24 protein-coding genes are annotated in these 25639 nt (G+C 69.2%); 12 read left to right on the top strand and 12 right to left on the bottom strand.

Translation table 11 applies throughout. The features are described from left to right. Positions 1-84: 84 nt before the first annotated feature. Entirely contained in the window at positions 85-411 is a 327-nt protein-coding gene (locus ABEA39_RS02350) for a DUF6504 family protein (protein WP_345372792.1), read from the top strand. A gap of 45 nt (positions 412-456) precedes the next feature. Then, on the top strand, positions 457-2388 hold the full coding sequence (locus tag ABEA39_RS02345; protein ID WP_345372790.1) for a glycoside hydrolase family 15 protein: 1932 nt from the start codon (positions 457-459) through the stop codon (positions 2386-2388). Positions 2389-2510: 122 nt separating this feature from the next. Here ABEA39_RS02345 and ABEA39_RS02340 read toward each other — a convergent pair whose 3' ends face one another. Further along, entirely contained in the window at positions 2511-3887 is a 1377-nt protein-coding gene (locus ABEA39_RS02340; RefSeq protein ID WP_345372788.1) for a glucose-6-phosphate dehydrogenase, read from the bottom strand. 275 nt (positions 3888-4162) lie between these two features. On the opposite strand from ABEA39_RS02340, the gene ABEA39_RS02335 reads away from it, so the two are divergent. The 6 genes from ABEA39_RS02335 (at position 4163) to ABEA39_RS02310 (ending at position 13221) form a co-directional block, all read left to right on the top strand. Beyond that, entirely contained in the window at positions 4163-7627 is a 3465-nt protein-coding gene (locus ABEA39_RS02335) for a DNA polymerase III subunit alpha (protein ID WP_345372786.1), read from the top strand. 15 nt (positions 7628-7642) lie between these two features. Next, the gene (locus tag ABEA39_RS02330; protein WP_345372784.1) at positions 7643-8677 is read left to right on the top strand and encodes a glutathione S-transferase family protein; all 1035 of its coding nucleotides are present in this window, start codon (positions 7643-7645) and stop codon (positions 8675-8677) included. Beyond that, the gene (locus tag ABEA39_RS02325; RefSeq protein ID WP_345372781.1) at positions 8674-9135 is read left to right on the top strand and encodes a TraR/DksA family transcriptional regulator; all 462 of its coding nucleotides are present in this window, start codon (positions 8674-8676) and stop codon (positions 9133-9135) included. The genes ABEA39_RS02330 and ABEA39_RS02325 overlap by 4 nt, the downstream gene beginning before the upstream one ends. A 742-nt stretch (positions 9136-9877) precedes the next feature. Next, the gene (locus tag ABEA39_RS02320) at positions 9878-11143 is read left to right on the top strand and encodes a GAF domain-containing protein (protein WP_345372779.1); all 1266 of its coding nucleotides are present in this window, start codon (positions 9878-9880) and stop codon (positions 11141-11143) included. A 123-nt stretch (positions 11144-11266) separates the two neighbouring features. Continuing rightward, a complete protein-coding gene (gene exaC, locus ABEA39_RS02315) occupies positions 11267-12808 on the top strand; it encodes an acetaldehyde dehydrogenase ExaC (protein ID WP_345372777.1) in 1542 nt (513 codons plus the stop codon). After that, positions 12805-13221 carry a DUF779 domain-containing protein gene (locus ABEA39_RS02310; protein WP_345372773.1) on the top strand — a complete coding sequence of 139 codons (417 nt, stop codon included), beginning with the start codon at positions 12805-12807 and terminating at the stop codon, positions 13219-13221. Before exaC ends, ABEA39_RS02310 begins: the two co-directional genes overlap by 4 nt. Here ABEA39_RS02310 and ABEA39_RS02305 read toward each other — a convergent pair. Beyond that, complete coding sequence (locus ABEA39_RS02305; RefSeq protein ID WP_345372771.1) at positions 13218-13901, bottom strand: hypothetical protein; 684 nt, start codon at positions 13899-13901, stop codon at positions 13218-13220. The genes ABEA39_RS02310 and ABEA39_RS02305 overlap by 4 nt on opposite strands. 84 nt (positions 13902-13985) lie before the next feature. Between ABEA39_RS02305 and rplU the strand changes: the two genes are divergently transcribed. From rplU to ABEA39_RS02290, 3 genes are all read left to right on the top strand, one after another. Then, the gene (gene rplU, locus ABEA39_RS02300) at positions 13986-14297 is read left to right on the top strand and encodes a 50S ribosomal protein L21 (protein WP_345372769.1); all 312 of its coding nucleotides are present in this window, start codon (positions 13986-13988) and stop codon (positions 14295-14297) included. A 14-nt stretch (positions 14298-14311) separates the two neighbouring features. Beyond that, the gene (rpmA, locus tag ABEA39_RS02295; RefSeq protein WP_345372767.1) at positions 14312-14569 is read left to right on the top strand and encodes a 50S ribosomal protein L27; all 258 of its coding nucleotides are present in this window, start codon (positions 14312-14314) and stop codon (positions 14567-14569) included. Between the two features lie 525 nt (positions 14570-15094). Continuing rightward, positions 15095-16060 (top strand): phosphodiesterase, encoded by a 966-nt coding sequence (locus ABEA39_RS02290; RefSeq protein WP_345372765.1) that lies wholly within the window; start codon positions 15095-15097, stop codon positions 16058-16060. 219 nt (positions 16061-16279) lie between these two features. Here ABEA39_RS02290 and ABEA39_RS02285 read toward each other — a convergent pair whose 3' ends face one another. The 9 genes from ABEA39_RS02285 to ABEA39_RS02245 all read right to left on the bottom strand — a co-directional run bounded on the left by ABEA39_RS02285 (position 16280) and on the right by ABEA39_RS02245 (position 24150). Next, entirely contained in the window at positions 16280-17827 is a 1548-nt protein-coding gene (locus ABEA39_RS02285) for a stealth family protein (RefSeq protein ID WP_345372763.1), read from the bottom strand. A 218-nt stretch (positions 17828-18045) separates the two neighbouring features. Next, the gene (locus ABEA39_RS02280) at positions 18046-18417 is read right to left on the bottom strand and encodes a DUF6804 family protein (protein WP_345372761.1); all 372 of its coding nucleotides are present in this window, start codon (positions 18415-18417) and stop codon (positions 18046-18048) included. A 137-nt stretch (positions 18418-18554) separates the two neighbouring features. Further along, positions 18555-19124: a GDSL-type esterase/lipase family protein gene (locus ABEA39_RS02275; RefSeq protein ID WP_345372759.1), complete on the bottom strand. Its 570-nt coding sequence runs from the start codon at positions 19122-19124 to the stop codon at positions 18555-18557. Between the two features lie 43 nt (positions 19125-19167). Then, on the bottom strand, positions 19168-20706 hold the full coding sequence (locus tag ABEA39_RS02270; protein WP_345372757.1) for an SDR family oxidoreductase: 1539 nt from the start codon (positions 20704-20706) through the stop codon (positions 19168-19170). A 34-nt stretch (positions 20707-20740) separates the two neighbouring features. After that, the gene (locus ABEA39_RS02265) at positions 20741-21751 is read right to left on the bottom strand and encodes a bifunctional riboflavin kinase/FAD synthetase (protein WP_345372755.1); all 1011 of its coding nucleotides are present in this window, start codon (positions 21749-21751) and stop codon (positions 20741-20743) included. A gap of 9 nt (positions 21752-21760) precedes the next feature. Beyond that, positions 21761-22270: a hypothetical protein gene (locus ABEA39_RS02260; protein ID WP_345372753.1), complete on the bottom strand. Its 510-nt coding sequence runs from the start codon at positions 22268-22270 to the stop codon at positions 21761-21763. A gap of 47 nt (positions 22271-22317) precedes the next feature. Next, complete coding sequence (locus tag ABEA39_RS02255) at positions 22318-22689, bottom strand: hypothetical protein (protein WP_345372751.1); 372 nt, start codon at positions 22687-22689, stop codon at positions 22318-22320. Further along, a complete protein-coding gene (gene truB, locus ABEA39_RS02250) occupies positions 22686-23642 on the bottom strand; it encodes a tRNA pseudouridine(55) synthase TruB (RefSeq protein WP_345372749.1) in 957 nt (318 codons plus the stop codon). Before truB ends, ABEA39_RS02255 begins: the two co-directional genes overlap by 4 nt. 58 nt (positions 23643-23700) lie before the next feature. Further along, complete coding sequence (locus ABEA39_RS02245; RefSeq protein ID WP_345372747.1) at positions 23701-24150, bottom strand: nucleoside/nucleotide kinase family protein; 450 nt, start codon at positions 24148-24150, stop codon at positions 23701-23703. 23 nt (positions 24151-24173) lie between these two features. On the opposite strand from ABEA39_RS02245, the gene ABEA39_RS02240 reads away from it, so the two are divergent. Continuing rightward, positions 24174-25043, top strand: a complete 870-nt coding sequence (locus tag ABEA39_RS02240; protein ID WP_345372745.1) for an A/G-specific adenine glycosylase — start codon at positions 24174-24176, stop codon at positions 25041-25043. Positions 25044-25092: 49 nt separating this feature from the next. Here ABEA39_RS02240 and rbfA read toward each other — a convergent pair whose 3' ends face one another. Continuing rightward, positions 25093-25578, bottom strand: coding sequence for a 30S ribosome-binding factor RbfA (gene rbfA, locus ABEA39_RS02235; RefSeq protein ID WP_345372743.1), 486 nt, complete (start codon positions 25576-25578; stop codon positions 25093-25095). Positions 25579-25639 lie beyond the last annotated feature (61 nt).

Below are 25639 nucleotides of genomic sequence, written 5' to 3'. Positions count from 1 at the left end.
TGATTCGAACATACTTTCGAACACGGGTTCGGATGCCACGGATTTCGAACACCACGAATTTCGAACACCACGGATGGAGAAGCGATGCGCATCGACGAGAAGGTCCCGGTCGAGACGACCGACGACGGGTCACCCCTTCGGTTCACCTGGCGGCGGGTGGTGTACGGGGTGGTCAGTTCGCCCGAGATCTGGGTCACCCGGCAGGAGTGGTGGCGGTCGGCCGTCCGGGCGCCGCGGGGGCAGGGGCAGCACCTCGTCGAGATGCCGGTCTGGCGCGTCGACGCCCTGCCGCTGACCGACGGCGCCCATCGGGTCGACGGCACGTTCGATCTCGCGCAAGACCCGGTCAGCCACGAGTGGCTGCTGCTCGGCGTGTTCGACGATCAGGTCGACCAGCAGTTGTTCGCCTGAGCCGCGCCTCGTCCCATTCCAGGGCTCGGCTGATTGGATGACCCCATGCCCTTAGCGATCGAAGACTACGCACTGATCGGCGACTGCCACACGGCCGCCCTCGTCGGCAACGACGGCAGCATCGACTGGCTCTGCCTCCCCCGGTTCGACTCCGCCTCGATGTTCGCCGGCCTCCTCGGCGACGACGACAGTGGGCGGTGGCTCGTCGCCCCCGTCGATGGCACGGCCACGTCGACGAGGCACTACGTCGACGACACCTTCGTGCTGGTGACGCACTGGGTCACCCCGACCGGCGAGGTCGAGGTCGTCGACCTGATGCCGTACGGCGATCGGCGAGCCGACGTCGTCCGTCGGGTGCGCGGCGTCAAGGGCACCGTCTCGATGAAGATCGACCTGCGCATCCGCTTCGGCTACACGACCGCCATCCCCTGGATCCGGCAGATGCCCGACCACGGCGAGAACGCGCTCATCGCGATCGCCGGCCCGGACGCCGTCATCGTCCGCGGCCCGAAGCTCCGGGCGTCCGACCACACCCATGAGACGACCTTCGACGTCACCGAGGGCGAGAACGTCGACATGACCCTCACCTGGTATCCGTCGCACCGTCAACCGCCGTCGCCGATCGACGTCACCAAGCGCATCGACGACACCGTCGCCTGGTGGAGCGACTGGGCGTCCAACTCCGATGCGCCGTCGGTCTACACGGGCGCCGTCCACCGCTCGCTCCTGCTGCTGCGAGCGCTCACGCACGAAGACACCAACGGCATCGTCGCGGCCGCGACCACGAGCCTGCCCGAACAATTCGGCGGCTCCCGCAACTGGGACTACCGGTACGTCTGGCTGCGCGACGCGTCGATGACCCTGCAGATGCTGATCCTCCACGGTTTCGCCGACGAGGCGACCGGGTGGCGCGACTGGCTGCTGCGCGCGATCGCCGGCGACCCGGCCGACGTGCAGATCATGTACGGCCTGAGCGGCGAGCGCTACCTGATGGAGAACACGATCGACGAGCTGCCCGGCTACCAGGGCGCGGCTCCGGTGCGGACCGGCAACGGCGCCTTCACGCAGTACCAGGGCGACATCTTCGGCGAGGTCATGGTCGCCCTGCACGACGCCCGCGAGCTCGGTGTCGAAGAAGGTCCCGACTCCTGGGCCCTCCAGCGCGCGCTGATGCAGTTCGTCGAGGACAACTGGTCGAGGCCCGACAACGGCATCTGGGAGATCCGCGGGCCCGCTCAGCACTTCACGCACTCCCGGGTGATGATCTGGGCGGCCCTCGACCGAGCCGTCAAGGGGGTGCAGCAGTTCCACCTCGAGGGGCCCGTCGACCGCTGGATGGCCCTTCGCGAGAAGGTACGCAACGAGATCGAGGAGAACGGCTTCGACGCCGAGCGCAACACCTACACGCAGTACTACGGCTCGCACGAGGTCGACGCGTCGCTGCTGCAGTTGTCGCAGGTCGGCTACGTCGACGCGCACGACCCTCGCATGCTGGGCACCGTGGCGGCGATCGAGAAGGACCTGCTCCACGACGGGCTGCTCGTCCGCTACCGCACCGGCTCCGGTGTCGACGGCCTCTCCGGCACCGAGAACGCGTTCCTGACCTGTTCGTTCTGGCTGGTCGAGCAATACGCCCGCAGCGGCCGTCTCGACGACGCGACGACGCTGATGGACCGCCTGGTCGGCTACAGCAACGACGTCGGGATGCTCTCCGAAGAGATCCAGGTCTCCACCGGTCGCCACGTGGGCAACACTCCGCAGGCCCTGTCGCACCTGGCGCTCGTGAGGGCGGCCGACGCCATCGAGGCCGCGCTCGAGCACAGTCGGGGCGGCAAGGGTCGGCGTCTCGGCAGCGACACGGCTCCGCATCCCTCGAACCGGTCGAGCGCCCCGAAAAAGACCGATGAGTTCGCCGAGCCGACACCTGCCGATCGCTGGTCGGACGACCTCGGGGCGGACCGCACCACATCCGCGTGACGGGGGGCGTGCATCCCACGCTCTCTCGTGACTGCGATCGCAGCGCAGGTGGAAACGGCGTCGGTGAACGCGGAACGGCCCCCTCTCGCTCGCGCGGGAGGGGGCCGTTCCGGCAGCGGCTGTCAGGCCTCTTTGGAGGTGGTCCAGTCCGCCGGGCCGGAGGAACCGGCCGGGTAGGTCTCGAGCGGCACGAGGTCGCTCTGCCACGCGTCGATGACCGGCTGCACGATCGCCCAGCAGCGCTCCGCGACGTCGCCGCGGATCGACAGGGTGGGGTCGTCGTGGAAGATGCCCGAGAGCACCTCGCCGTAGGGGGTCAGCTCGGGCTTGCCGAGGTCGGTCTTGAAGACCGACTTCTCGAGCGAGAACGGGTTGCCCTTGCCGTTGGTCGTGACGCCCAGTTCGAGCGTCTCGGGGCTGATCTCGATGCGGAGCGTGTCGGGGCTGGTCGCGCCCGTGAGACCGGCGGGGAGCACCGGCACCGGCTTGAAGGTGATGAGCACCTCTTTACGCACCTTGGTCATGCCCTTGCCCGAGCGGAGGATGAACGGCACGCCCGCCCAGCGACGCGTCTTGATCTCGAACTCGACCTCGGCCAGCGTCTCGGTGTGGCGGGAGTTGTCGACACCGTCTTCGTCGGCGTAGGCGGGCACGTCTTTGCCGTCGATGGTGCCGGCCGAGTACTGGCCGCGGCGGCTGGCGGTGACGGGGTCGCCGTCCTTGATCCAGGTGGCACGGAGCACGCGGGCGATCTCGCTGCGGAGCTCGATCGCGTCGATGGAGGCCGGGGCGTCCATCGCGATGATCGCGAGGATCTGCAGCAGGTGGCTCTGGATCATGTCGATCAGGGCGCCGGCCTTGTCGTAGTACTGCGCGCGGCCTTCGAGACCGAGGATCTCGTCGTAGAAGATCTCGACCTTCTCGATGTTGTCGCTGTTCCACACCGGCTCGAAGAGACGGTTCGCGAAGCGCAGACCGATGATGTCGAGGACCGTCGAACGACCGAGGAAGTGGTCGGTGCGGTGGATGCGCTCTTCGGGGATGACCTTGAGGAGTTCGGCGTTCAGGTCGCGAGCACCCTCCTCGTCGTTGCCGAAGGGCTTCTCGAGCGCGAGGCGGAGGCCGTCGGGCACGTCGATCTTCTCGAGGGCCTTGATGACCTTCGTCGAGATCGCCGGCGGGAGCGCGAAGTACATGACCGAGTCGCCCTCGGCGGCTTCGAACAGCTTCTTCAGGTGCTCGGGGTCGGTCGGGTCGCCCTGGATGTACTCGCTGGAGGCGAGGGTGCGCTTGGCGAGGTCGCTGCCGGCGTCGCCGTTGAACGCCGTCTTGACGACGTCGTCCCACTCTTTCGGGCTGCGCTCGCTGCGACCGGTACCGATCAGCTTGACGTCGACGCCGCGGTCGCTCTTGAGCAGGCTGGCGAGGCCGGGGAGGAGGAGTCGCTCGGTGAGGTCGCCGGAGGCTCCGAGGATGATGAGTGTGCTCGTCTCCGCCATCAGACGGTCAGCTCGAGACGTGAAGGGGTGTTCATGGGGGTCCTTTCCGAGGTGTGAGACCTCGAGGGTCAACGCGTCGGCGGAGGAGACATTCCCGCGGGCGTGTCGCAGGGGACGGGCACGGGCGCGTGGAGGGCCTCGGTGCCTCGTCGAGCGTACTCCCGCCGGGGGTCCGGGGATTCGCGGCGCACCCGGTTCTCCACAGGCCGTCCCGCTCTCATCGGAGGTGACCTACACTGTTCGAACACACGTTCGAATCGTCGAAGGAGGCACCGGTGGGCTTCACGCATCTCCACGTCGCCTCGGCCTTCAGCGCCCACTTCGGCACGGCCCAACCGGGCGTCCTCGTCGCGCACGCCGTCGCCGAGAACAAGGCCGACGCCGCCGCCATCACCGACCGCGACGGCCTCTACGGGGCGATCCGCCACATCGGGGCCTGCCGAGCCCTCGGCATCGACGCGATCGTCGGCGTCGAACTCGGTGTGAAGCCCGACGAGCCCGGCACCCCGGTCGCGACCACTGCCGGCACGAGACCTCCGACGGCGAACGACAGCGACCGCGTCGTGGTCCTCGCCCACGGGCACACCAACGGCGCCGGGTGGGCCTCCCTCTGCCGCCTCATCAGCGCGGCCCACGGTCGAGCCACCCGCAAGGTGAGCGGCAGCGCCAACAGCGTGGCCACGATCGGCCGGTCCCGGGTCAAGGCGTTCCTCATGAGCGACGACGGCGCGACCGGCACGGTCCTCCTCGGTCCCGACTCCGACGTGGGGCGGGCGGTCGCCGCCGGCCGCCATCACGAAGCTGTCCGGCTGCTCGAGCACTGGCGCGCGATGATCCCCGGCGGCGTGGTCGTCGAGGTCGTCTGCCACCTGACCGAGCCGGGCGAGAGCCGAAGCCTCCGGCACGCGGCCCGAATGCTCGAGTTGGCCGATGCCACGGGCACCCCCGCCGTTCTGACCAACGCCGTCCGATACCTCGATCCCGACGGCGCCGTCACCGCCGACGTCCTCGACGCCGCAGGCCATCTGGCGGCGCTCGGCTCGTTCCTCCCCCAGCCCAACGCCCAGGCCCACCTCAAGAAGCCCGACGTGATGCGCGCCCTCGCCTACACGATCGCCGCCGCCTCCTCCCTCGACCGTCGCGCCGCCGAAGAGATGCTCGCTGCCACCGAGGCCCTCGCCGACCGGTGCCGCCTCGACCCCGACGCCGACCTGAACTGGCGCAAGGCCAAGGTTCCCGAGCTCAGCGCGATCGGCGTCGACGGCGACCCCGACCAGGTGCTGTGGCGCCGAGCCGAGGCCGGGGTCACCGAGCGATTCGGCGACGTGTCGATGTCCCGCCGCACCAAGATCGAGCAGCGGATGCGCGACGAGCTCGCCACGATCACCGACTTCGGGTTCGCGGCCTATTTCCTCACGGTGGCCGACGTCTCGCAGATGATGCGCGAGATGCGAGTGCGCAATGCCGCCCGCGGGTCGGGCGCCGGCAGCCTCGTCACCTACCTGCTGCGCATCTCGAACGTCGACCCGCTCGAACACGACCTGCTCTTCGAACGCTTCCTGGGCAACAAGCGCGAGACCCTCCCCGACATCGACATCGACGTCGAATCGGCCCGGCGCCACGAGATCTACCGGGCGATCTTCGACCGCTACGGCAGCAACCGCGTCACGCTCATGTCGATGCAGTCCACCTACCGGGGCCGCGGTGCCGTGCGCGACGCCGGCCTCGCCCTCGGCCTCGACGAAGAGCAGATCGACCTCGTCGCGAACAACGTCTGGCGCTCCAACGCCCGCGACATGCGGCAGGCCCTGGCCGAGAAGCCCGAGCTCCGACAGATCGCCGACCTGGTGAAGACCAACGACCAGATCGACCTCCTCGTCGACCTCACCGAGCGGCTCGACCGCCTCCCCCGGCACATCTCGATGCACCCCTGCGGCGTGATCCTCGGCAACTCCGACCTGCTCAGCATGACCCCGGTGCAGCCGAGCGGCATGGGCCTGCCGATGAGCCAGTTCGACAAGCACGACATGAACGACGCCGGGCTGCTCAAACTCGATGTACTCGGGGTGCGCATGCAGTCGTCGATCGCCTTCGCCCTCGACGAGATCGAGCGCGTCAACGGCCAACGCACCGCCGTCGCCGGCGCTCTCCCCATCGACGTCCCCTACGTCAACCGCCAGGGCCGCATCGAGCTCGACGCCATCCCCCACGACGACGAGCCCACCTACGAGGCCATCCGCACCACGCACACGCTCGGCATGTTCCAGATCGAGAGCCCGGGTCAGCGCGAGCTCATCGGCAAGATGCAGCCCGACCAGTACGAAGACCTCATCGCCGACATCTCGCTCTTCCGCCCGGGGCCGATGAAGGGCAACATGATCGCCCCCTACCTCGACACCAAGCACGGGTTCCAGCAGCCCGACTACCTGCATCCCTCGTTCGCCCCGTTCCTCCAAGACAGCTACGGCGTGGTCATCTACCACGAACACGTGCTGCGCATCCTCCACGCCACGATGGGCATCTCGCTGGCCGAGGCCGACGAGATGCGCCGCCAGATGACCAAGCGCGACGACCTCGAAGAGGAGTTCCGCACCAAGACCCGGGCCAACGTCGACGAGCACGGCAAACGGCGCTTCACCGACAAAGAGGTCGACACGATCTGGGCCGTCCTCAAGGGGTTCGGCTCGTTCGGCTTCTGCAAGGCGCACGGGGCCGCATTCGCCCTGCCGACCTACCAGAGCGCGTGGCTCAAGACGCACTATCCGGCGGAGTTCCTCGCGGGCATCCTCACCCACGATCCCGGCATGTACCCGAAGCGGCTGCTGCTCACCGAGGCGCGACGAATGGGGGTCCCGATCCTGCCGATCGACGTCAACGCCTCGAGCGAGGTCTACCACGTCGAGCGCATCCGGCCGCCCCGCAGCCCCATCGCCCGCACCCAGGCCGGCGACCTGGGCATCCGCCTGTCGCTCGTCGATGTCCAGGGCATCAACGAGGCCGAACTCGAACGCATCCTCGAGAACCGCCCCTTCACGTCGATCGCCGACTTCTACCAGCGGGCGACGCCGTCGAGGCGTCTGATCGAGAGGCTGGGCCAGGTCGGCGCGCTCGACTCGCTGGTCGGCGAGGGGCACACCCGCGGCGACGTGCTGGCGCGCATCCGCCAGCTCACCGGTCGCAGCACAAAGCCCAAAGCGCTCGACGTCGTCAATCAGCTCGACTTCGACGTCGACGAGTCGTCCGAGATCCCGCTGGGCACCCCCGACGTCTCGGCGCGCGAGCGGGTCAGCAGCGAACTCGACATCCTCTCGATGGAGGTGAGCGACCACGTCATCGAGAGCTACCGCCCCATGCTCGACGACCTCGGCGTCACCCGCGCGGCCGATCTGCTGAACAACTGGAACGGCACCACCGTGCTCGTCGCCGGAATCCGCATCGCCACGCAGACCCCACCGATGAAGAGCGGCAAACGGGTGGTCTTCATCAGCCTCGACGACGGGTCGGGATGCTCCGACTCCACCTTCTTCGAAGAAGCCCAATCACGGGCGGGCTCTCTCCTGTTCGGCACCAAGCTGATGCTCATCCAGGGCCGCACCCGTCGCACCGGCGAGCGGGGAATCTCGCTCGAGGCCGACAACGCCTGGGATCTCAAGGCGCTGTGGCGCGACTGGCAGGCCGCACGGGCTGCGGGGCGCGGGCTCGAGGGGCTCGGGTCGACCGAAGACCTGGTCAGCCCGTGAGCCTAGGGTGAGCGGATGAGCGATGCCACGAACGACGCGAGCACCCCCGGCACCTACGTCGAGCCGGGGCAGGAGTACACGCGCGACACCAACTACATCGAAGACCGGATCACGCAGGACTCGCGCGACGGCTGGCCGGTCGAGGCCGGCCGCTACCGACTGATCGCGGCCCGGGCCTGCCCCTGGGCGAACCGAACCGTCATCTCCCGTCGGCTCCTCGGGCTCGAGGGCGCCATCTCGCTGGGTCTCCCCGGGCCGACGCACGACTCCCGGAGCTGGACCTTCGACCTCGACCCGGGCGGCGTCGACCCCGTCCTCGGCATCGAGCGGCTGCAGGAGGCCTTCTTCAAGCGCACCCCCGACTACCCCCGAGGCATCACCGTGCCCGCGATCGTCGACGTGCCGAGCGGCAAGGTGGTCACCAACAACTTCCCGCAGATCACACTCGACTTCGCCACCGAATGGACGGCCTTCCATCGCGAGGGCGCTCCCGACCTCTACCCCGAGCGCCTCCGCGACGAGATCGACGACGTCGCCGAGGTCGTCTTCCGCGACGTCAACAACGGCGTCTACCGCGCGGGCTTCGCCGGCAACCAGAAGAGCTACGAGCGCGCCTACGACCGTCTCTTCTCACGGCTCGACTGGCTCTCCGACCGCCTCGAAGACCAGCGCTACCTGGTGGGCGACACGATCACCGAGGCCGACATCCGCCTCTTCACCACCCTCGCCCGCTTCGACGCGGTCTACCACGGGCACTTCAAGTGCAATCGGCAGAAGCTGACCGAGATGCCCGTGCTCTGGGCCTACGCCCGCGACCTCTTCCAGACCCCTGGCTTCGGCGACACCATCGACTTCGAGCAGATCAAGAAGCACTACTACGTCGTGCACTCCGACATCAATCCGACCGGCATCGTCCCCGCCGGCCCCGACCCGCGCGTATGGCTCACTCCGCACTCCCGCGAAGACCTCGGCGGCCGCCCCTTCGGCGACGGCACGCCTCCGCCTCCACCCGTGGCGGGCGAAGAGGTGCCGGCAATCCTGGCGGCATGACGGGCGGCGGGGCAGATGCGGGGGCGGGTGACGTGTCGAATGCCGGGGCGAATGCCGGGGCGGGTGACGTCTCGAGCAGCACGTCGGGTGCGGTGACGGGCGATGTCGCGGCGGCGGCGGCGGCAGGCCCGACGGAGACACGGCTCCGCGCCATCCGCCACGACGCCCTGGCGCTGGCCGAGCAGCTCGAGCACGACATGGTGGCCGTCTCCGAGGCGCGCGACTCGTCCAATGTCGACGACGAGCACGACCCCGAGGGCTCCACCATTGCGTTCGAGCGGTCGCAACTGGCGGCGGTGCGCGACTCCGCCGCCGCCCGAGCGCGCGATGCCGACGACGCCCTCGAACGCCTCGGAGCCGGCACCTATGGCATCTGCCTGAACTGCGGCCGGCCCATCGCCCCGGCACGGCTCGACGCGCGACCGATGGCGGGCCTCTGCATCGACTGCGCGAGCTGAGGGGTGCGGCTGAGGGGTGCGGCTCCGCGCGACCGGGGTGCGGCTCCGCGGGGGCGGGTGCGGCTCCGCGGGGGCGGGTGCGGCTCCGCGGGGCCGAGGTGCGGCTCGACGCGCGCTGCCCGAGAGCACCCCGTAAGCACCGCCACAAACACACGCACCCCCGACACCGCAAGAGACCCCCGGTCGACCGGGGTCGCAGCAGCCGCCAGGGGTGCGGCTCCGCGGGGCAGGGGTGCGGCTCCGCGCGACCGGGGTGCACGTCCGCGCGACAGGGGTGCGGCTGAGGGGTGCGGCTCCGCGGCGCAGGGGTGCGGCCCCGCGCGACCGGGGGTGCGGCTCCGCGCGGCAAGGATGCGGCTCGACGCGCGCTGTCCGAGAGCACCCCGTAAGCACCGCCACGAACACACGCACTTCAGACACCGCAAGAGACCCCCGGTCGACCGGGGTCGCAGCAGCCGCCAGGGGTGCGGCTCCGCGGGGCAGGGGTGCGGCTCCGCGGCGCAGGGGTGCGGCTCCGCGCGACCGGGGTGCAGCGTCCGCGCCTCGACCGAGCCCCGCGCACCCCCCGCCCCACCCACACGCCCCACCCACACGCCCCACCCGCGCATCCCCCGCCCCACGCCGGCCCCGACCGCCCTCGCGCCACCCGGCGCGGCGACGTAGGCTGTGCGCATCACGGCGGACGAACGACGGCCGAACCGCACCGACGCTCTCCGCCTCAATCGACGACGATTGGCGTGGCATGGTGGCGAGCGAGACGAGTTCGAACCCCTGGTTGGCGATTCCGCCGGGCAGGCCGGTGGCCGGTCCGCGCCGCATCGTCGCCGAGTCGTGGGAGAGATCGCTGCGCCGAAGCCTCGACCCCGAACGGCTCCTGCCCGAATTCGAGCTGCCCGACGACGACCTCGCCGGGTACCGCCGCGACCACCCTCTCGCCGCGGTCCTCCCCGTCGTCCGCCGCCTGCTGCTGAACGACGTCGAGGGCTCCGGCCTGATCGTCGCGATCGGCGACGACGAGGGGCGACTGCTCTGGGTCGAGGGGGATGCCCAGGCCAAACGCAGCGCGGAGGACATGCGCTTCGCCGAGGGCGCCGGCTGGGCCGAGAGCCGCGTCGGCACGTCCGCTCCGGGCACGGCGCTGGTGCTCGACCACGGCATCCAGATCCGCGGCCACGAGCACTTCAACCGGATGGTGCAGAACTGGAGCTGCACGGCGGTGCCGATCCACGACCCGGTGACCCGGCGCATCCTCGGATTCCTCGACATCACCGGCGACGACCGCGCAGTCGGTCCCCACACGCTGCCCCTGCTCGAGGCCACCGCCATGGCGATGGAAGCCGAGCTCATGGTCTCCCGCCTGCGAGCGACCCCGGCCCGGTCTTCGACGGCTCGGAAGCGGATCGCCCAGGTGCAGTCCGCGGCCGCCGCGACGATCTCGACTCTCGGTCGCGACGTCGCCCTGATCTCCGATGGTCGCCGGATCGTCTCCCTCAGCGCCCGCCACAGCGAGCTGATGACCCTGCTCGACTGGCACAGCGGCGGCCTCTCCGCCGACGAGCTCAGCCACCTCGTCTACGGCGACACCGGCGCCCAGCTCACTCTGCGCGCCGAGATGGTGCGGCTCCGCCACGCGCTCGACGCCCTCGACCCGCGTCTCGCTCCGCTGTCGCGCCCCTACCGGCTCCCGTCGCCGCTCGACTCCGACAGCGGCCGGGTCCTCGCTCTTCTCGACCGCGGCGCCCATCGGCAGGCCGTCGACGCGTACACCGGCCCGATCCTGCCGAGTTCGACGGCGCCCGGCATCGAGGAGATCCGCGAGAGCCTCCGCATGCGCGTCCGCGAGGCCCTTCTCACCGACGCATCGGTCGACGTGCTGCTCGACTACGCGGGCAGTGCCGAGGGCGAGACCGATCGGGGGATCCTGATGGCCGCGCTCCAGAGACTGGCACCCCGGTCGCCGAGACGCACGGGCATCGTCGCCCGCCTGGAGTACCTCGACCGGCTCTGACGCCCGCAACCGTCCGCAACCCTCCCACGCCTACCGTCGCCTCGAGCCCGAAATGGGCTCAGAGCCCGAAACGAGCTCAGTGCCCGACACGGGCCACGACAACGACGTCGAAAGGGACCGACAATGACCGTCACCAGTTCTCCCAGCACCTACGCCGCGCCCGGCACCCCCGATGCGAAGGTGCAGTTCAAACCGCGGTACGACCACTTCATCGGCGGCGAGTACGTCGCTCCGGCGAGCGGGCAGTACTTCGAGAATCCCTCCCCCGTCAACGGCAAGGTCTTCACCGAGGTCGCCCGCGGCAACGCCAAGGACATCGACAGGGCCGTGGAATCCGCGTGGCGCGCGTTCGACTCCTGGAAGAAGACGACGATCACGCAGCGCGCGATCATCCTGAACAAGATCGCCGACCGCATGGAGGAGAACCTCGAGATGCTGGCGGTCGCCGAGACGTGGGACAACGGCAAGCCGATCCGCGAGGCCCTGGCCGCCGACGTCCCGCTCGCCATCGACCACTTCCGCTACTTCGCCGGAGCCATCCGCGCCCAGGAGGGCTCGACCGGGGAGATCGACAACGACACCGTGGCCTATCACTTCCACGAGCCGCTGGGCGTCGTCGGTCAGATCATCCCCTGGAACTTCCCGCTGCTGATGGCGGTCTGGAAGCTCGCCCCGGCCCTCGCCGCCGGCAACTGCGTCGTGCTGAAGCCGGCCGAGCAGACCCCCGCCTCGATCCACGTCTTCATGGACCTGATCAAGGACCTCCTCCCCGCAGGCGTGCTGAACATCGTCAACGGGTTCGGCGTCGAGGCCGGCGCTCCCCTCGCCGCCCACCCGAACATCCGCAAGATCGCGTTCACCGGCGAGACCACCACCGGTCGTCTCATCATGCAGATGGCCTCGGAGAACCTGATCCCGGTCACCCTCGAGCTCGGCGGCAAGAGCCCGAACGTCTTCTTCGCCGACGTCGCCGACGAGAAGGACGACTTCTACTCCAAGGCCCTCGAAGGTTTCTCGTTCTTCAACCTCAACTCGGGCGAAGTCTGCACCTGTCCGTCGCGGGCCCTCGTGCAGCAGTCGATCTACGACGGCTTCGTCGCCGACGGCCTCGAGCGCGTCAAGCAGGTCAAGCAGGGCAACCCGCTCGACCTCGGCACCATGATCGGCGCCCAGGCCTCGAACGACCAGCTCGAGAAGATCCTCAGCTACATGGACATCGGCAAGCAGGAGGGTGCGAAGCTGCTGCTCGGCGGCGACCGGGCCGACCTCGGCGGCGACCTGACCGACGGGTACTACGTCAACCCGACGATCTTCGAGGGCAAGAACTCGATGCGGATCTTCCAGGAGGAGATCTTCGGCCCGGTCCTCAGCCTCACGAGCTTCCAGGACTACGACGACGCCATCAAGATCGCCAACGACACGCTCTACGGCCTCGGTGCCGGCGTCTGGAGCCGCAACGGCGCGCAGCTCTACCGCGCCGGACGCGACATCCAGGCCGGCCGCGTCTGGTCGAACACGTACCACCAGTACCCCGCGGGAGCGGCGTTCGGCGGCTACAAGCAGTCCGGCATCGGGCGCGAGAACCACAAGATGATGCTCGACCACTACCAGCAGACCAAGAACCTGCTCGTGTCGTACGCCGACGGACCCATGGGGTTCTTTTGATCGACACCGAGTCGGCCGCGGTTCAGGCGGCCGGGAAGGCGCTGTCGCGGGTTGACGTGACACCCGCGGCAGCGTCCTTCCTGGTGGAGCTCACGGCGAAGCACGGCCCGTTGATGTTCCATCAGTCAGGGGGATGCTGCGACGGCAGTTCGCCGATGTGCTACCCGGTCGGCTTCTTCAAGGTGGGCGCGGTCGACGTGCACCTCGGCGACCTCCACGTCGCGCATCTCGATCCGATCGAGGTCTTCATGTCGCGCAGCCAGTACGAGTACTGGAAGTACACCCACCTGACGATCGACGTCGTTCCCGGCCGCGGCGCCGGGTTCAGCGTCGAGAGCCCGGAGGGCAAGCGCTTCCTGATCCGCTCGCGGATGCTGACCGACGACGAGCTGAAGGCGTTCGACCTGATCTAGCCGGCGGTGCCGCCGACGTCGCCATCATCCCCGCCGACGTCGTCCGCGGCGACCGCAGGCAGGGCGTAGGTGCCGTGGCCCACCCGGGTCACGGCGCCTCGGCGCGCCAGCACGGACAGGGTCGAGAGCACGCTGGAACGTCGGTAGTCGGGGAGGGCGGCGACGATCTCGGTGGTGGTCCGAGGACCTCCGCGGAGGATGCCCGGCAGACGTTCGACGAGAGAGCCCGAGTCGTCCTCGGCGGTGGCCCGGGCATCCCGCGTACCGTCTTCCGGCTCGCTCGTGTCTTCGGCCGCGTAGTCGCGGCGAGCCTCTTCCAACCCCTCGGCGGACACGCGCGTGACCGAGCCGGTCGCCTTCGCGTAGGGGGCCAGTGTGAGCGATCGGCCGACCCGGTTGTAGACGTTCGACTGGCTCGTGCCCTGGTGCTCGGCGATCTCCGGGTAGGAGGCTCCCCCGAGCAGCAATGTCGCCTCGCCTTCGAGGCCGAGCCACTGCCCGAGGCTGGCGATCTCCCACCCGGCCGTCGTGACGGCCGAGCCCCAGACCTCGATGTCGCCTTCGTGCTCCTTCATCAGGTGACCCAGATCGTCGAGGATCTCGAGGATGCGTCCGCGAGCGTCGTCGACGATGTCCACCGTGAACTGCGGCGGGTGGCGAAGTTTGATCGGTCGTGACATTTGTGAAAGACTATCCAAGTTGCCCATCGGGCAGCACCCCTGCGCTCGGCACTCCGGGCGCGGCCCCAGTCTTTAGGAGTTCCCATGGTTTTCGCCGTTGTGCGCGCCGGTGGCCGTCAGGAGAAGGTCGAGGTCGGAACGATTCTGACCGTCGACCGTCTCAAGGCCAACGAGTCCGACACCGTCACCTTCGTCCCCGTCCTGCACGTCGACGGCGACACCATCCTCGCTGGCTCCGACCTCGCGAACGTCACGGTCACCGGTGAGGTCTTGAACGACCTCCGCGGCCCGAAGATCGTCATCCAGAACTACAAGAACAAGACCGGTTACAAGCGTCGCATGGGCTTCCGTGCCGACCTCACCCGCGTCCGCATCACCGACATCACCACCAAGTAAGGGGCTGACGACAGATGGCACACAAAAAGGGCGCATCGTCCACTCGTAACGGCCGCGACTCCAACGCGCAGCGCCTCGGCGTGAAGCGCTTCGGCGGTCAGGTCGTCCTCGCGGGCGAGATCATCGTCCGCCAGCGCGGCACCCACTTCCACCCCGGCGTCAACGTCGGCCGTGGCGGCGACGACACCCTCTTCGCCCTCGCTCCCGGCTCCGTCCAGTTCGGCGCCAAGGGCGGCCGCAAGGTCGTCAACATCGTCGCGGCTGCCGAGTAGCCTCCGCGCCAACGCTCGAGGGCGGTCCGTCTCACGACGGGCCGCCCTTTTCGTGTGCGCCGCGGGCCCTGCGCCCGCGGGCCGTCGCCCGTCGCGCCGGCGCCCGTCGCCCCGGCGCCCGTCGCCCCGACTCCAGAACACGCCGCTCACCTTCGAGCCAGCCCGCATTTTCGGGAGTCGGCGCACCCGGTGGGCCCCGGCGCAGGCGCCGCCAACGCCCCCGACTCCAGAACACGCCGCTCATGTTCGAGCCAGCCCGCACCTTCTGGAGTCGACATGAACGCCCCCGGCCCCGCGCATCCCACGCCCCTTGTTAGGGGTCCTTGGCAGGAGGAATCCTCACGACTAGGGTTGATGTCCGAACATAGTTCGCACCGAGGTGTCACCGCGTGGTCGTTCACGAGAAATTGGCCGACTCGCGCGGTGCCGTTCATCACTCACGGAGCAAGCGAGTGATGGACTGGTGACGAACAGAAGAGCGTGAGCGTCACTTTCGCCCACGTCGGCACACCGAATGTGAGAATCATGGGTCTCCGAACGGCTGAGCATGCTCGGCCGGACCACTTCCTGCTCCACCTCAGCGACACCCACCTCATCGCCAGCGACGGCGACCTGTACGGCGACGTCGACAGCGAAGGTCGATTGCGGCAGATCCTCGGAGAACTCGAGGATTCCGGGGCACGCCCCGAGGCCATCGTCTTCACCGGCGACCTCGCCGACAAGGGCGAACCTCTCGCCTATCGCAAGCTGCGCACGCTGATCGAGCCGATCGCGGCCCGGCTCGGCGCCCAGGTCATCTGGGCGATGGGCAACCACGACGACCGCGGGGCCTTCCGCAGCGAGCTCTTCGGGCAGATCCCCAACGACCGGCCCGTCGACTTCGTCTACGACGTCAACGGCCTGCGCGTGATCACGCTCGACACGACCGTTCCAGGCGAGCACTACGGCGAACTCACCGGCGCCCAGCTCGACTGGCTGGCCGAAGAGCTCTCCGTGCCGGCCCCCGACGGCACCGTCATCGCGATGCACCACCCGCCGGTCCCCTCAATCAAAGACCTGACCGTGCTCGTCGAGCTCCGCGACCAGGCCTCGCTCGCCGAGGTCATCGAGGGCAGCGACGTGCGGTCGATCATCGCCGGGCACCTGCACTTCTCGACCAACGCGATGTTCGCCGGGGTGCCCGTGTCGGTCGCCTCGGCCACCTGCTACACGGCCGACCTCAACATCCCGGTCGGCGCCACCCGCGGCCAAGACGGAGGGCAGTCGTACAACCTCGTACACGTCTACCCCGAGACGGTCGTCAACTCGGTCGTCCCGATCGGCAGCTACCGCACCGTGGGCGAGTACGTCGCCCCCGAGGTCGTCGCCGCCCGCCTGCTCGAGGCCGGAGTCGTCATCCCGGCGGCCCGTCCGCGCCACCGCGCCGAAGCCGAGGAGCTGACGGTGCCGACCCGCGACCTGTCGCTGACCGGGCCGATCGGCACGCTCTAGCCGCTCCGAACGCTCGACCGGAACCGCCCGCACGCTCGTGTCGGGCGGTTTCGTGCATCCCGCCGTCTTGGTGCCCCGAGCCACGGCCTGCCCCGCCAATTCGCGAGCGTTCTGGGCCGACACGCCGAGACACGCCGGTACGGGTGAGGTCGACTGCCGAAATCACTCGCGAATTCGGCCCAGAACTACGCCGCAGATCGCGGTGCCGAGCCCCGCCCGCTATTTCTCCCAGGGGGCGCGGAAGGGGAAGTAGAGCTCGAGGAAGTCCGTCACAGTGGCCGTGCGCTCGTCGTCGCTGACCTCGGGGAAGCTGCCGTCGTTCAGGCAGAAGAAGTCGAACGAGCGCTTCTTCAGCAGGTCGGACAACGATGCCAGGCCGGAGACCATCGTGGTGTCGACGTACTTCACGCGCGCGTTCTCCTGCACGATCGCACGGCCGGTGACCAGCGCGTAGTAGTGGTAGAGCGAGTTGGTGACCGAGATGTTCGACGCGGCCCGGAACGGCGAACCGGCGGTGTCGCGGAACTCGTCGGCGAACTCGTGCTCCATCTCGGTGAGCACGCTGCGGCGGAGCGGTGCGGCCGTGTGTTCGAGGTGGCGGGTGGTGACGCGCCCGAAGCGCTGCTGCAGGAGGGCGCGATTGACGCGGGCGGCGTTCTCGAAGCCGCTGCGCTCGGAGTTGTTCAACCCGAGGCCGATTCGCGTGTCGGCCTCGATGAACTTGGTCACCGAGCCCGGCGAGAAGAACATGCCGGGGCTGACCGGACGCCCGAAGAACATGTCGTCGTTGGAGTAGAGGAAGTGCTCGCTCAGACCCTTGATGTGGTGCAGCTGGGCTTCGACGGCCTGCGAGTTGTGCGTCGGCAGCACCGACGGGTCCGCGAAGAACTCCTCGCTGCGCACGACGTGGACACGGGGATGCTCGTCGTCGAGCCACTCGGGCACCGGTGAGTCGGTCGCGATGTAGATGTTGCGCACCCACGGAGCGAACATGTAGACCGAGCGCATCGCGTACTTGAGCTCGTCGATCTGCCGGAACCGCGCGACCGAGTCGTCGCCCTCGCCGACCACGTGCCGCTTCATTCGAGCCGCGCGGGCACGTTGGTACTCGACCGAATTGCCGTCGACCCAGGAGAAGACGATGTCGATGTCGAAGGTGATGTCGGTGGCGTGGTCGTCGAACATGTGCTCGAGCGTCTGCCAGTGCAGACCGTAGCGCTCGATCTCGGTGACGACGGCCTCGTCGCGCGGCAGTTCGCGTCGCATGAGCGAGTTCTCGGACGGCGCGAGGATCTCGGCGTCGGTGAAGATCCAGAACTCGATCTGGACGGCCAGGGAGGCTCCGTACCGCAGGCGCCCGAGGGGCTCGACGCGGGGTCGGTAGAGGCGGAACACCCGCGCCGTCTCCGGGCTGAGACCCGCCTCGGACAGGAGCATGGCTCGCTCCTTGCCGGCCTTGGCGTAGAACGGCTCGGTGCCGGCCGCCTCGATCATGGCCTTCTCGAAGCGGGGGCGGTCGACGGCGTCGAGCGCGATGACCGGCTGCTCGGTGTTGCCGCGGACGAGGAGGTGGGCGATGCCGGCGTCGTCGAGGACGCGCTTGACGAAGAAGAGGTCTTCGAGCATGGACTGCTGCGGGGTCAGATGACCGTTGAGGAGAGTGAACTGGCCTTTGCGCACGACGACGTCGTCGCGTTCGAGACCGCCGATGGACACACGAGGGATCAGGAGGGGACTCTCCGTTGCGCCAACGATCTCCGAGGCCATTCAGACTCCTTCTCTTGCCGGCCGAGGTACGGCCTGTCGAGGCCGGGGCGGCCGCGGATGAGCAATCAAGCGATTTTACTCTCATCCGGCGCATGTTCCTTGACGCGCGGCTTCAGGACAGGTCGCATGGTCCCCCAGGACAGGTCGCACGGTCCGTCAAGACAGGTCGCACGATCCGTCAGGACACATCGCAACCCGGCGCGCGAGGGGCCGTGAGATCAGCGCCGGCGGGGCGTGACCGAACCGCGCGAGGTCGTCTCCGGCTCGGCCGGCACCTTCACTCGAACGGCGGTGACGATGAACACGACGGCGGCGGCGAACTGCATCCCCTCCCAGAGCTGTCCGGTGAGGGGGACGATGACGACCGGGTTCCAGAGCACGGCGATGGCCGCGAGGAACGGCAGGTAGATCCAGCCGCGGCCGCGGTACGCGAAGACCAGCACGATCAGCGCGAGGATCGCGATGACGTAACGGAACCCGATGAAGATCGTCGAGTCGATCAACACGGTGCCCGCCACGAGTGCGATGGCGCCGAGGAGACCCGGGGCGAGGGCGGGCCGGGTGAAGGTCGGCTGCTGCGGAGTGGGCATGACGGTCTTTCGACGAAGCGACGGCGCTCGAGTGGACGCCGACTCCGAGCTTACCCGGGGTGTCCGCCGGGGTCGGGCCGGGCATCCCCCGCTCGCCTTCGGCAGAAGCGCCGGGGCCGTGGGATGCACGCCCCGGTCTAGTAGGCGTCGCGGATGATGCTGATCGGCCTCGACATCGGGGGCTCGTCGCGCAGACGTTCGAGCGCCGGCCGCAGTTCGCCGAGCCAGGCTTCGTAGCCCGCCTGGGTGAGGTGGAGACCGTCTTCGGTGAACGCCGGGTTGAGGCTCTCGCCCACCGCCATGGCGGGCCACAGGTCGAGGTACTGCGCGCGGACCGTCGCCGCGAACTGCCGCAGGTGACGATTGGCGTCGTGGATGCGCGGCGCGAACTCTTCTTGCCGGGGCATGATCGACTGCAGCAGCAGCCGGGCGCCGGGCAGTAGACGCCGCAGGTCGACCAGGATCGTCTCGACGTTGCGGACGACCTGCTCGACCGACCGGCGGTCGCGGAAGTCGTTCGTGCCGATGAGGAGCAGGATCGAGTCGGGCTCCTCGGCCACGACCGCATCGAGCCGGGCCTGCACCTGAGCCGTGGTGTCGCCGTTCACCCCGAGGTTCACGACCTCATCGTCGGGGAACCAGGCTGCCCAGTCACCGCCCGCCGTGATGCTGTCACCGAGAAAGACCAGTTTTTCGCCGAACGCCATCAGCGACCTCCCTGCATCGTCGTACGCGCCATCGAGTGTTGCATCACTGTACCGGCTCGGGCTCTTGCTCGGCTGTGGCGGCGATGCGATTGAGCATGCCGGAGAAGATGATGCCGTGGAACGGCAGGATCGAATACCAGTAGAGACGACCGCTGAGGCCGGCCGGGAAGAACACGGCTCGCTGACGGTAGTGCGAGCCCTCGGGGCGCTCCTCGACGGTCATCTCGAGCCAGCCTCGGCCCGGAGCCTTGAACTCGGCGCGCAGACGCAAGAAGTGGCCGCGGTCGATCTTCTCGACGCGCCACCAGTCGAGCGCGTCGCCCGTGCCCAGCGTGGTGGCGCTGCGACGGCCGCGATTCAGCCCCACTCCCCCGGCGAGTCTGTCCATCCAGCCCCGTGCGGCCCACGCGAGCGGGAACGAGTACCAGCCGTTCTCGCCGCCGATGCTCTCGATGACCTTCCACAGCTGAGCGGGCGACGCCTTCGTGTCGCGCTCCCGGTCGTCGGTGTAGACCGTGTGCCCGGCCCAGTCGGGATCGCTCGGCAGCGGGTCGCTGGGGGCCCCGTAGACCGACGAATCACGCCAGCTCGTCTCGATCTCTCCCGCCTTCATCTTGCCTAGGGCGAGGCGCACCGACCTCCGGTAGCCGGTCAGGCCGCCCTCGGGTGCCGGGACGAAATCGGTGATGTCGTGCTCGCGGACCACGCAGTCGTACTGGAGCGATTCGATGATCGGAACGGCGAGAGAGCGTGGGATGGGCGTGACGAGGTTGACCCATTGGGACGCCAACCACGGCGTCAGCACCGGCAACGGGGCGATCGGGCGCTGCTTGAGACCCGCCTCGACCGCGTAGCCGTTCATCATCTGGCCGTAGCGGAGCACGTCCGGACCGCCGATGTCGAAGGTGCGGTTGACGTCGGGCGGCACGCTCGCCGATCCCACCAGATAGTGCAGGACGTCGCGCACGGCGATGGGCTGGATGAAGTTGCGGACCCATTTCGGTGCGGGCATGTACGGGATCACGTCGGTCAGATGACGGATCATCTCGAACGACGCCGAGCCGGAGCCGATCACGACGCCGGCCTGGAGAGCCACGGTCGGCACTCCGCTCGCGAGGAGGATCTCCCCCACCCGCTTGCGGGACTCGAGGTGGTGCGACAGCTCCCCCTCGGGGTGGAGGCCGCCGAGGTAGACGATCCGTGAGACTCCGGCCGCCTTCGCCGCATCGGCGAGGACGTGCGCGGCCTGCGCTTCGGCGGCAGCGAAGTCGCCGCGACCCGCCATGGCGTGGGCGAGGTAGTAGACCACGTCCATGCCGTCGACGGCATGCTCCACCGCCTCGGCATCGGTCAGGTCGCCCTGGACGATCTCGACGCTGCCGGCCCACGGGACGTCGTCGAGTTTCTCCGGGGTGCGGACGAACACGCGTACGTCGAAGCCGGCCTCGACGAGCCGGGGGGCGAGCCGGCCGCCGATGTAGCCGGTGGCGCCGGTGACGAGGGCACGGCGGCCCTGGCCGGGCAGGCCGTCGAGGGAGTGGGGGGCGACGCCGTCGGGTGCGGAGCTGGGGGTGTCGGACATTCCCTCACGCTACGCGCGCGATGCGGAGGACGCCTTACGGCCTGCCGCCCGGGGTCTCCTCCAGGATGCCCCGGATCTCGTCGACGTCTCGGGCGATCTGCGCGACCAGCGCCTCCATGCCCTCGTATTTGACGTTGCCGCGAAGGTACTTCAAGAAGAAGACGGTGACCTCCTTGCCGTAGACGTCGAGGGCCACGTCGATGAGGTGCGCCTCGACCTGCTTCTCGGGGACGCCCTCGAAGGTGGGGTTGTTGCCCACCGAGATCGCCGCGTCGTAGAGGGTGCCGTCGATCAGGACCCGGCCGGCGTAGATGCCGTCGGCGGGCACGAAGCCCTCGCTGTGGGGTTCGAGGTTGGCCGTGGGAAAGCCCATCTCGCGGCCGCGCTGTTCGCCGTGGACCACAACGCCGCGCACGCTCGGCGCGCGCCCCAGCAGGAGCGCCGCCTCGTCGATGTCGCCCCGGTCGAGGAGTTCGCGGATCCAGGAGGAGGAGACGCGGCGGGGGACGTCGTCGCGCGCGGTGTGGTCGCGCGCGGTGTCGTCGTCGCGCGCAGTGTCGTCGTCCACTCCGATCTGGACGTCGGGGATGATGCGCACGTCGAAGCCGCGGGTGCGGCCGAGCTCGCGGAGCGTGTCGATGCTGCCGCTCCCCCGCACGCCGAACCGGAAGTCGGTCCCGACCAGGACGACCTCGGCCTGGAGGGTCTCGACCAGGATCCGGTCGACGAACTCGTCGGGCGTCAGAGCCTGGAGGTGCGCGTCGAAGGTCAGCATGAGCGTCGCCTCGACGCCGGTGTCTTCGAGGAACTCGCGCTTCTGCCGGTTGCTCGTCAGCGGCTGCGGAACGGCGTCGGGACGCACGATGGCGAGGGGATGCCGGTCGAAGGTGACGACGGTCGAGACGAGGTCGCGGTCGCGGGCCGCGTCTTCGAGACGATGGATGACCTCCCGATGACCGAGATGCACCCCGTCGAACTTGCCGATGGTCACGGCCGACGGGCCGAAGCCCTCGGGGACCTCGGCGATACTCGTGAAGAAGTCCACGAGGAACCCCTACGCGCCGGGACGGGCCGCGGCCTCGTCGCCGTCCACGTCGAACCGCTCGCCGTCGAATCGATCGCCCTGGACGGGCTCGACCGCGGGGCGCGTGCGCACCAGCCAGAGCATGCCGAGGATGGGAAGGACGAGGGGAACGAACCCGTAGCCGATGCCGAAGTAGGTCCAGACGGTGGAGTGGTCGGAGTGGACGTACTTCGCGCTGGGCACGAAGACCGACGGATCGACGATCGACATCAGACCGACGAACAGGACGCCGACGAGCTCGAAGGAGATGGTGGCCCACGCGACCGCATACCAACGCCGGCCCCGACCGATCAGGGCGATCGTCGCCATGATGTAGACGACGGCGGAGACGCCGCTGAGCGAGTACGCGAGGGGTGCCTGCTGGAACTGCGTGGCGATCTGGAACACCGACCGGCCGGTCGCCGCCAGGGCGAGGATCGCGTACACCGCGATCAGGACGCGGCCGATGCCGACTGCTCGTGTTGACTTCTTCTGAACCATCAGGGACAAGGATATGGCCCTTCCGGCACGGTATGCGTCCGCGGTGGTCAGACCGAGTAGTTGGCGGTCCAGATCTGCAGCATGCGCACCACCATGACGGCGACGGCGAACGCACCGGCACCCAGGACCACGTTGCTCCAGCGCGTGCGGTCGACCAGGGCCCAGACGACGGAGAGCGGCGGCAGGAGCAGCGCCACGACGAGGTAGATGTAGAACTCGACGATGTTGCCCGTCGAGTGGTTGCCCGCGAAGGGCGCCACGATGGCGACGACGAGTTGAGCGATCAGCAGCAGCTCGACGAGGGCGAGGGAGCCGACGGTGTAGTCGTTGGGGACTCGGCGGGCGAGACCCACGACGATGCAGTAGACCGCCGCCAGACCCGCGATCCCGGCCTGGACGAAGGCGAACCAGTCGATCATGCGAATACCTCGTCGTTCGGGAAGTTCACGATCGGCTTGGCGCGGCCGTTCGAGATGGAGACCAGCCCGGCGAGCCGGCCGTCGGGGGTGATCGCGGCCACGGGGCCGACGCTGTCGGCGTGCTCGACGCCGGGGCGCTTGCCGTGGGAGAGATCGATGCTCTGCTGCTCGCTGAGCGGGAGCACGTCGAAGAGCTGCTCGGCCACCCGCGTCGGGGCGAGGAGACGGGCGGCGACGTCGACACCCTCAAGAACGGCGGCGTCGGCGACCGGGAACGGCCCGATGCGGGTTCGTCGGAGGGCGGTCAGATGGCCGCCGACCCCGAGGGCCCGACCGAGGTCGCGGGCCAGGGCGCGGATGTACGTGCCGGAGGAGCAGTCGACCACGACGTCGAGGTCGATGGCGTGGACCGTCGCGCCGGGCGACCCGGCGCCCGGTGCCTCGTCGCCCGGCGCCTCGATCTCGACGTCCCGCCGCGCGAGCACGTCGAAGCGGGCGATCGTGACCGGCCGGGCCTTCAGCTCGACCTCGACCCCCTCGCGGGCCAGCGCATAGGCCCGTTTGCCGTCGACCTTGATCGCGCTCACGGTCGTGGGCACCTGCTCGATGTCTCCGCGGAGCGCCGCGATTCCGGAGTCGATCGCGCTCTGCTCGACGCCGCTCGCGTCGACGACCGCGAGGGTCTCCCCCTCGGCGTCGTCGGTGGTGGTCGCCACGCCCAGCCGGATCGTCGCCTCGTAGCTCTTGTCGAGCCCGACGAGGAAGGTAAGCAGGCGCGTGGACGAGTTGATGCCCACGACGAGGAGCCCCGTGGCCATCGGATCGAGGGTGCCGGCGTGACCGACCTTGCGAGTACCGGCGGCCTTGCGGACCCGGGCGACCACGTCGTGGCTGGTGATGCCCTGCGGCTTGTCGACGAGGAGGATTCCGCTCGTTCCGGTGCCGCTGTTCACCCCGACAACTTACCAGTCATGCGAGGAGCGGCCGTCTCGAGCGGCACGGGACGCTGCTTCAGCAGGCGTCGTCGAAGAGGCGGCGAGGATGCTCGGGGTCGGCGTTGTCGATCACCGCATCGGTGCGGAACCGCGCGTCGTACCCTTTGCCGGCCGGGATGGCCCCCTCGACCCAGACGGCGTAGTTCCACAGGCCGCGGAGGTCGTCGTGCCCGTCGAGAGCTCCGTCGACCACCAGCACAGCCGGACCCTCGGTGCGGCCGGCGCGGAACGGGTCGACGAGACCCGTGCGGAGCGCCGCCTCGTCGGGGTAGTCGTCGAACGACGCCCGCTCGGCTGCGTGGTCGAGTTCGCGGAGGGCCGCAGCGAGGTCGTCGGAGAAGGCCGCCACACCGGCGTCGGCGAGGCCGTCGACCGCGACGAAGGCGCGGCCGGAGGCGTAGTTGTGCAGGATCTCGGTCGCGAGGGAACGGACCGTGTCGCTCTTCTGAGGTGCCCACCGTGTCATGGCCCAGAGCTTAGGCTCGACCGGTGACAATCTCCCCGGCCGTCGTCGCCTGGTACCGAGCGAACAAACGCGACCTGCCCTGGCGGCACGAGGGCTTCCCGGCCTGGGGCACCCTCGTCAGCGAGTTCATGCTGCAGCAGACCCCCGTGGTGCGGGTGATCCCTCGCCTCGCCGAATGGCTGGAGCGGTGGCCTACTCCGGCTGATCTCGCCTCCTCACCCCCCTCCGACGCCGTGCGCGCCTGGGACCGCCTCGGCTACCCGCGCCGCGCGCTCAACCTCCACGCCTGCGCCGTGGCCATCACCGACGAACACGACGGCGTGGTGCCGAGCGACGTGCCGACCCTGCTGTCGCTGCCGGGCATCGGCGACTACACGGCCCGCGCGATCGCCGTGTTCGCGTACGGGGTACGGGTGCCGGTCGTCGACACCAATGTCCGGCGCGTGCTCGCTCGGGCGGTCGAGGGGCGGGCTCTGCCGGGTCCGCCGAACGCCAAGCACGACCTCCCGCTCATGGAGTCGCAACTGCCCGACGACCTCTCCGACGCGCACGACACGAATGCCGGAGTGATGGAACTCGGCGCTCTGGTGTGCGTCGCCCGGAACCCCCGCTGCGACGTCTGCCCGCTCGTCGACCAGTGCGCCTGGGTGCTGGCGGGGCGGCCGGAGCACGACGGGCCCCCACCCCGCACGCAGAAGAAGTACGAGGGGTCGGACCGCCAGGTGCGCGGGCTGATCCTCGCCGAGCTCCGGGCGAGCGACGTCGGGGTGACCGCCGCCGAACTCGAAGCCGTCTGGCCGGAGCCGGTGCAGCGGGCGCGGGCCCTCGCCGGACTGCTGCGCGACGGCCTCGTCACGGGCGGCCCCGTCGACGGGTACCAGCTGCCGGGCTGAGCCCGGGCATCCCCCGCTTCGAATCTTTCGAGACGGGGGATGCACGTGCCTAGCGGGTGCCGCCGTCCGGCTCGTCGGACCCCTCGTCGACCTCGTCTTCTCCGTCGACTGCGTACTCGCGCGGCTTGACGTACGGGTCCTCGTCGCCGGCGTAGGCCGCGGTCTTGGCGAGCGACGCACTCTCGGCGTCGCGCTGGCGAGCCTCCTGCAGCAGACGGTCGATCGAGGCGGCGTTCTCGGGGATGCCGTCGGGGATGAACTCGATCGACGGGGTGAGGCGGGCGGTGATGTTCTTGCCGACCTCGGTGCGGAGCATGCCGGTCGCCGACTTCAGGGCGACGGCCGTGTCGGCCCGCTCTTCGTCGGTGCCGTAGACCGTGTAGAAGATCGAGGCGTGCTGGAGGTCGCCGGTGACCTTGACGTCGGTGATCGTCACGAACCCGATGCGGGGGTCTTTGATGCCCTTCTCGAGGCGTCGGGCGATGATCTGCTGGATGCGATCGGCCATCTTGCTGGCGCGCTGGGCGTCGACCATGGTGTGTTCCTTCGTTCGTGGGAGAAGGCCCCGCACGATCTCTCGATCGTGCGGGGCCTCT

This window comes from Frondihabitans cladoniiphilus, assembly GCF_039544345.1.
Taxonomy (GTDB): Bacteria; Actinomycetota; Actinomycetes; order Actinomycetales; family Microbacteriaceae; genus Frondihabitans; species Frondihabitans cladoniiphilus.
The sequence above is the reverse complement of the archived record's forward strand: the minus strand, read 5'-3'. Positions and strand labels throughout refer to the sequence as shown.

Excerpts from the sequence above, each read along its gene's own strand:
- ABEA39_RS02350 (WP_345372792.1), top strand. The coding sequence starts at position 85 with ATGCGCATCGACGAGAAGGTCCCGGTCGAGACGACCGACGACGGGTCA.
- ABEA39_RS02345 (WP_345372790.1), top strand. The coding sequence starts at position 457 with ATGCCCTTAGCGATCGAAGACTACGCACTGATCGGCGACTGCCACACG.
- ABEA39_RS02340 (WP_345372788.1), bottom strand. The coding sequence starts at position 3,887 with ATGGCGGAGACGAGCACACTCATCATCCTCGGAGCCTCCGGCGACCTC.
- ABEA39_RS02330 (WP_345372784.1), top strand. The coding sequence starts at position 7,643 with ATGAGCGATGCCACGAACGACGCGAGCACCCCCGGCACCTACGTCGAG.
- ABEA39_RS02325 (WP_345372781.1), top strand. The coding sequence starts at position 8,674 with ATGACGGGCGGCGGGGCAGATGCGGGGGCGGGTGACGTGTCGAATGCC.
- ABEA39_RS02320 (WP_345372779.1), top strand. The coding sequence starts at position 9,878 with ATGGTGGCGAGCGAGACGAGTTCGAACCCCTGGTTGGCGATTCCGCCG.
- exaC (WP_345372777.1), top strand. The coding sequence starts at position 11,267 with ATGACCGTCACCAGTTCTCCCAGCACCTACGCCGCGCCCGGCACCCCC.
- ABEA39_RS02305 (WP_345372771.1), bottom strand. The coding sequence starts at position 13,901 with ATGTCACGACCGATCAAACTTCGCCACCCGCCGCAGTTCACGGTGGAC.
- rplU (WP_345372769.1), top strand. The coding sequence starts at position 13,986 with ATGGTTTTCGCCGTTGTGCGCGCCGGTGGCCGTCAGGAGAAGGTCGAG.
- rpmA (WP_345372767.1), top strand. The coding sequence starts at position 14,312 with ATGGCACACAAAAAGGGCGCATCGTCCACTCGTAACGGCCGCGACTCC.
- ABEA39_RS02290 (WP_345372765.1), top strand. The coding sequence starts at position 15,095 with ATGGGTCTCCGAACGGCTGAGCATGCTCGGCCGGACCACTTCCTGCTC.
- ABEA39_RS02285 (WP_345372763.1), bottom strand. The coding sequence starts at position 17,827 with ATGGCCTCGGAGATCGTTGGCGCAACGGAGAGTCCCCTCCTGATCCCT.
- ABEA39_RS02280 (WP_345372761.1), bottom strand. The coding sequence starts at position 18,417 with ATGCCCACTCCGCAGCAGCCGACCTTCACCCGGCCCGCCCTCGCCCCG.
- ABEA39_RS02275 (WP_345372759.1), bottom strand. The coding sequence starts at position 19,124 with ATGGCGTTCGGCGAAAAACTGGTCTTTCTCGGTGACAGCATCACGGCG.
- ABEA39_RS02270 (WP_345372757.1), bottom strand. The coding sequence starts at position 20,706 with ATGTCCGACACCCCCAGCTCCGCACCCGACGGCGTCGCCCCCCACTCC.
- ABEA39_RS02260 (WP_345372753.1), bottom strand. The coding sequence starts at position 22,270 with ATGGTTCAGAAGAAGTCAACACGAGCAGTCGGCATCGGCCGCGTCCTG.
- ABEA39_RS02255 (WP_345372751.1), bottom strand. The coding sequence starts at position 22,689 with ATGATCGACTGGTTCGCCTTCGTCCAGGCCGGGATCGCGGGTCTGGCG.
- ABEA39_RS02245 (WP_345372747.1), bottom strand. The coding sequence starts at position 24,150 with ATGACACGGTGGGCACCTCAGAAGAGCGACACGGTCCGTTCCCTCGCG.
- rbfA (WP_345372743.1), bottom strand. The coding sequence starts at position 25,578 with ATGGTCGACGCCCAGCGCGCCAGCAAGATGGCCGATCGCATCCAGCAG.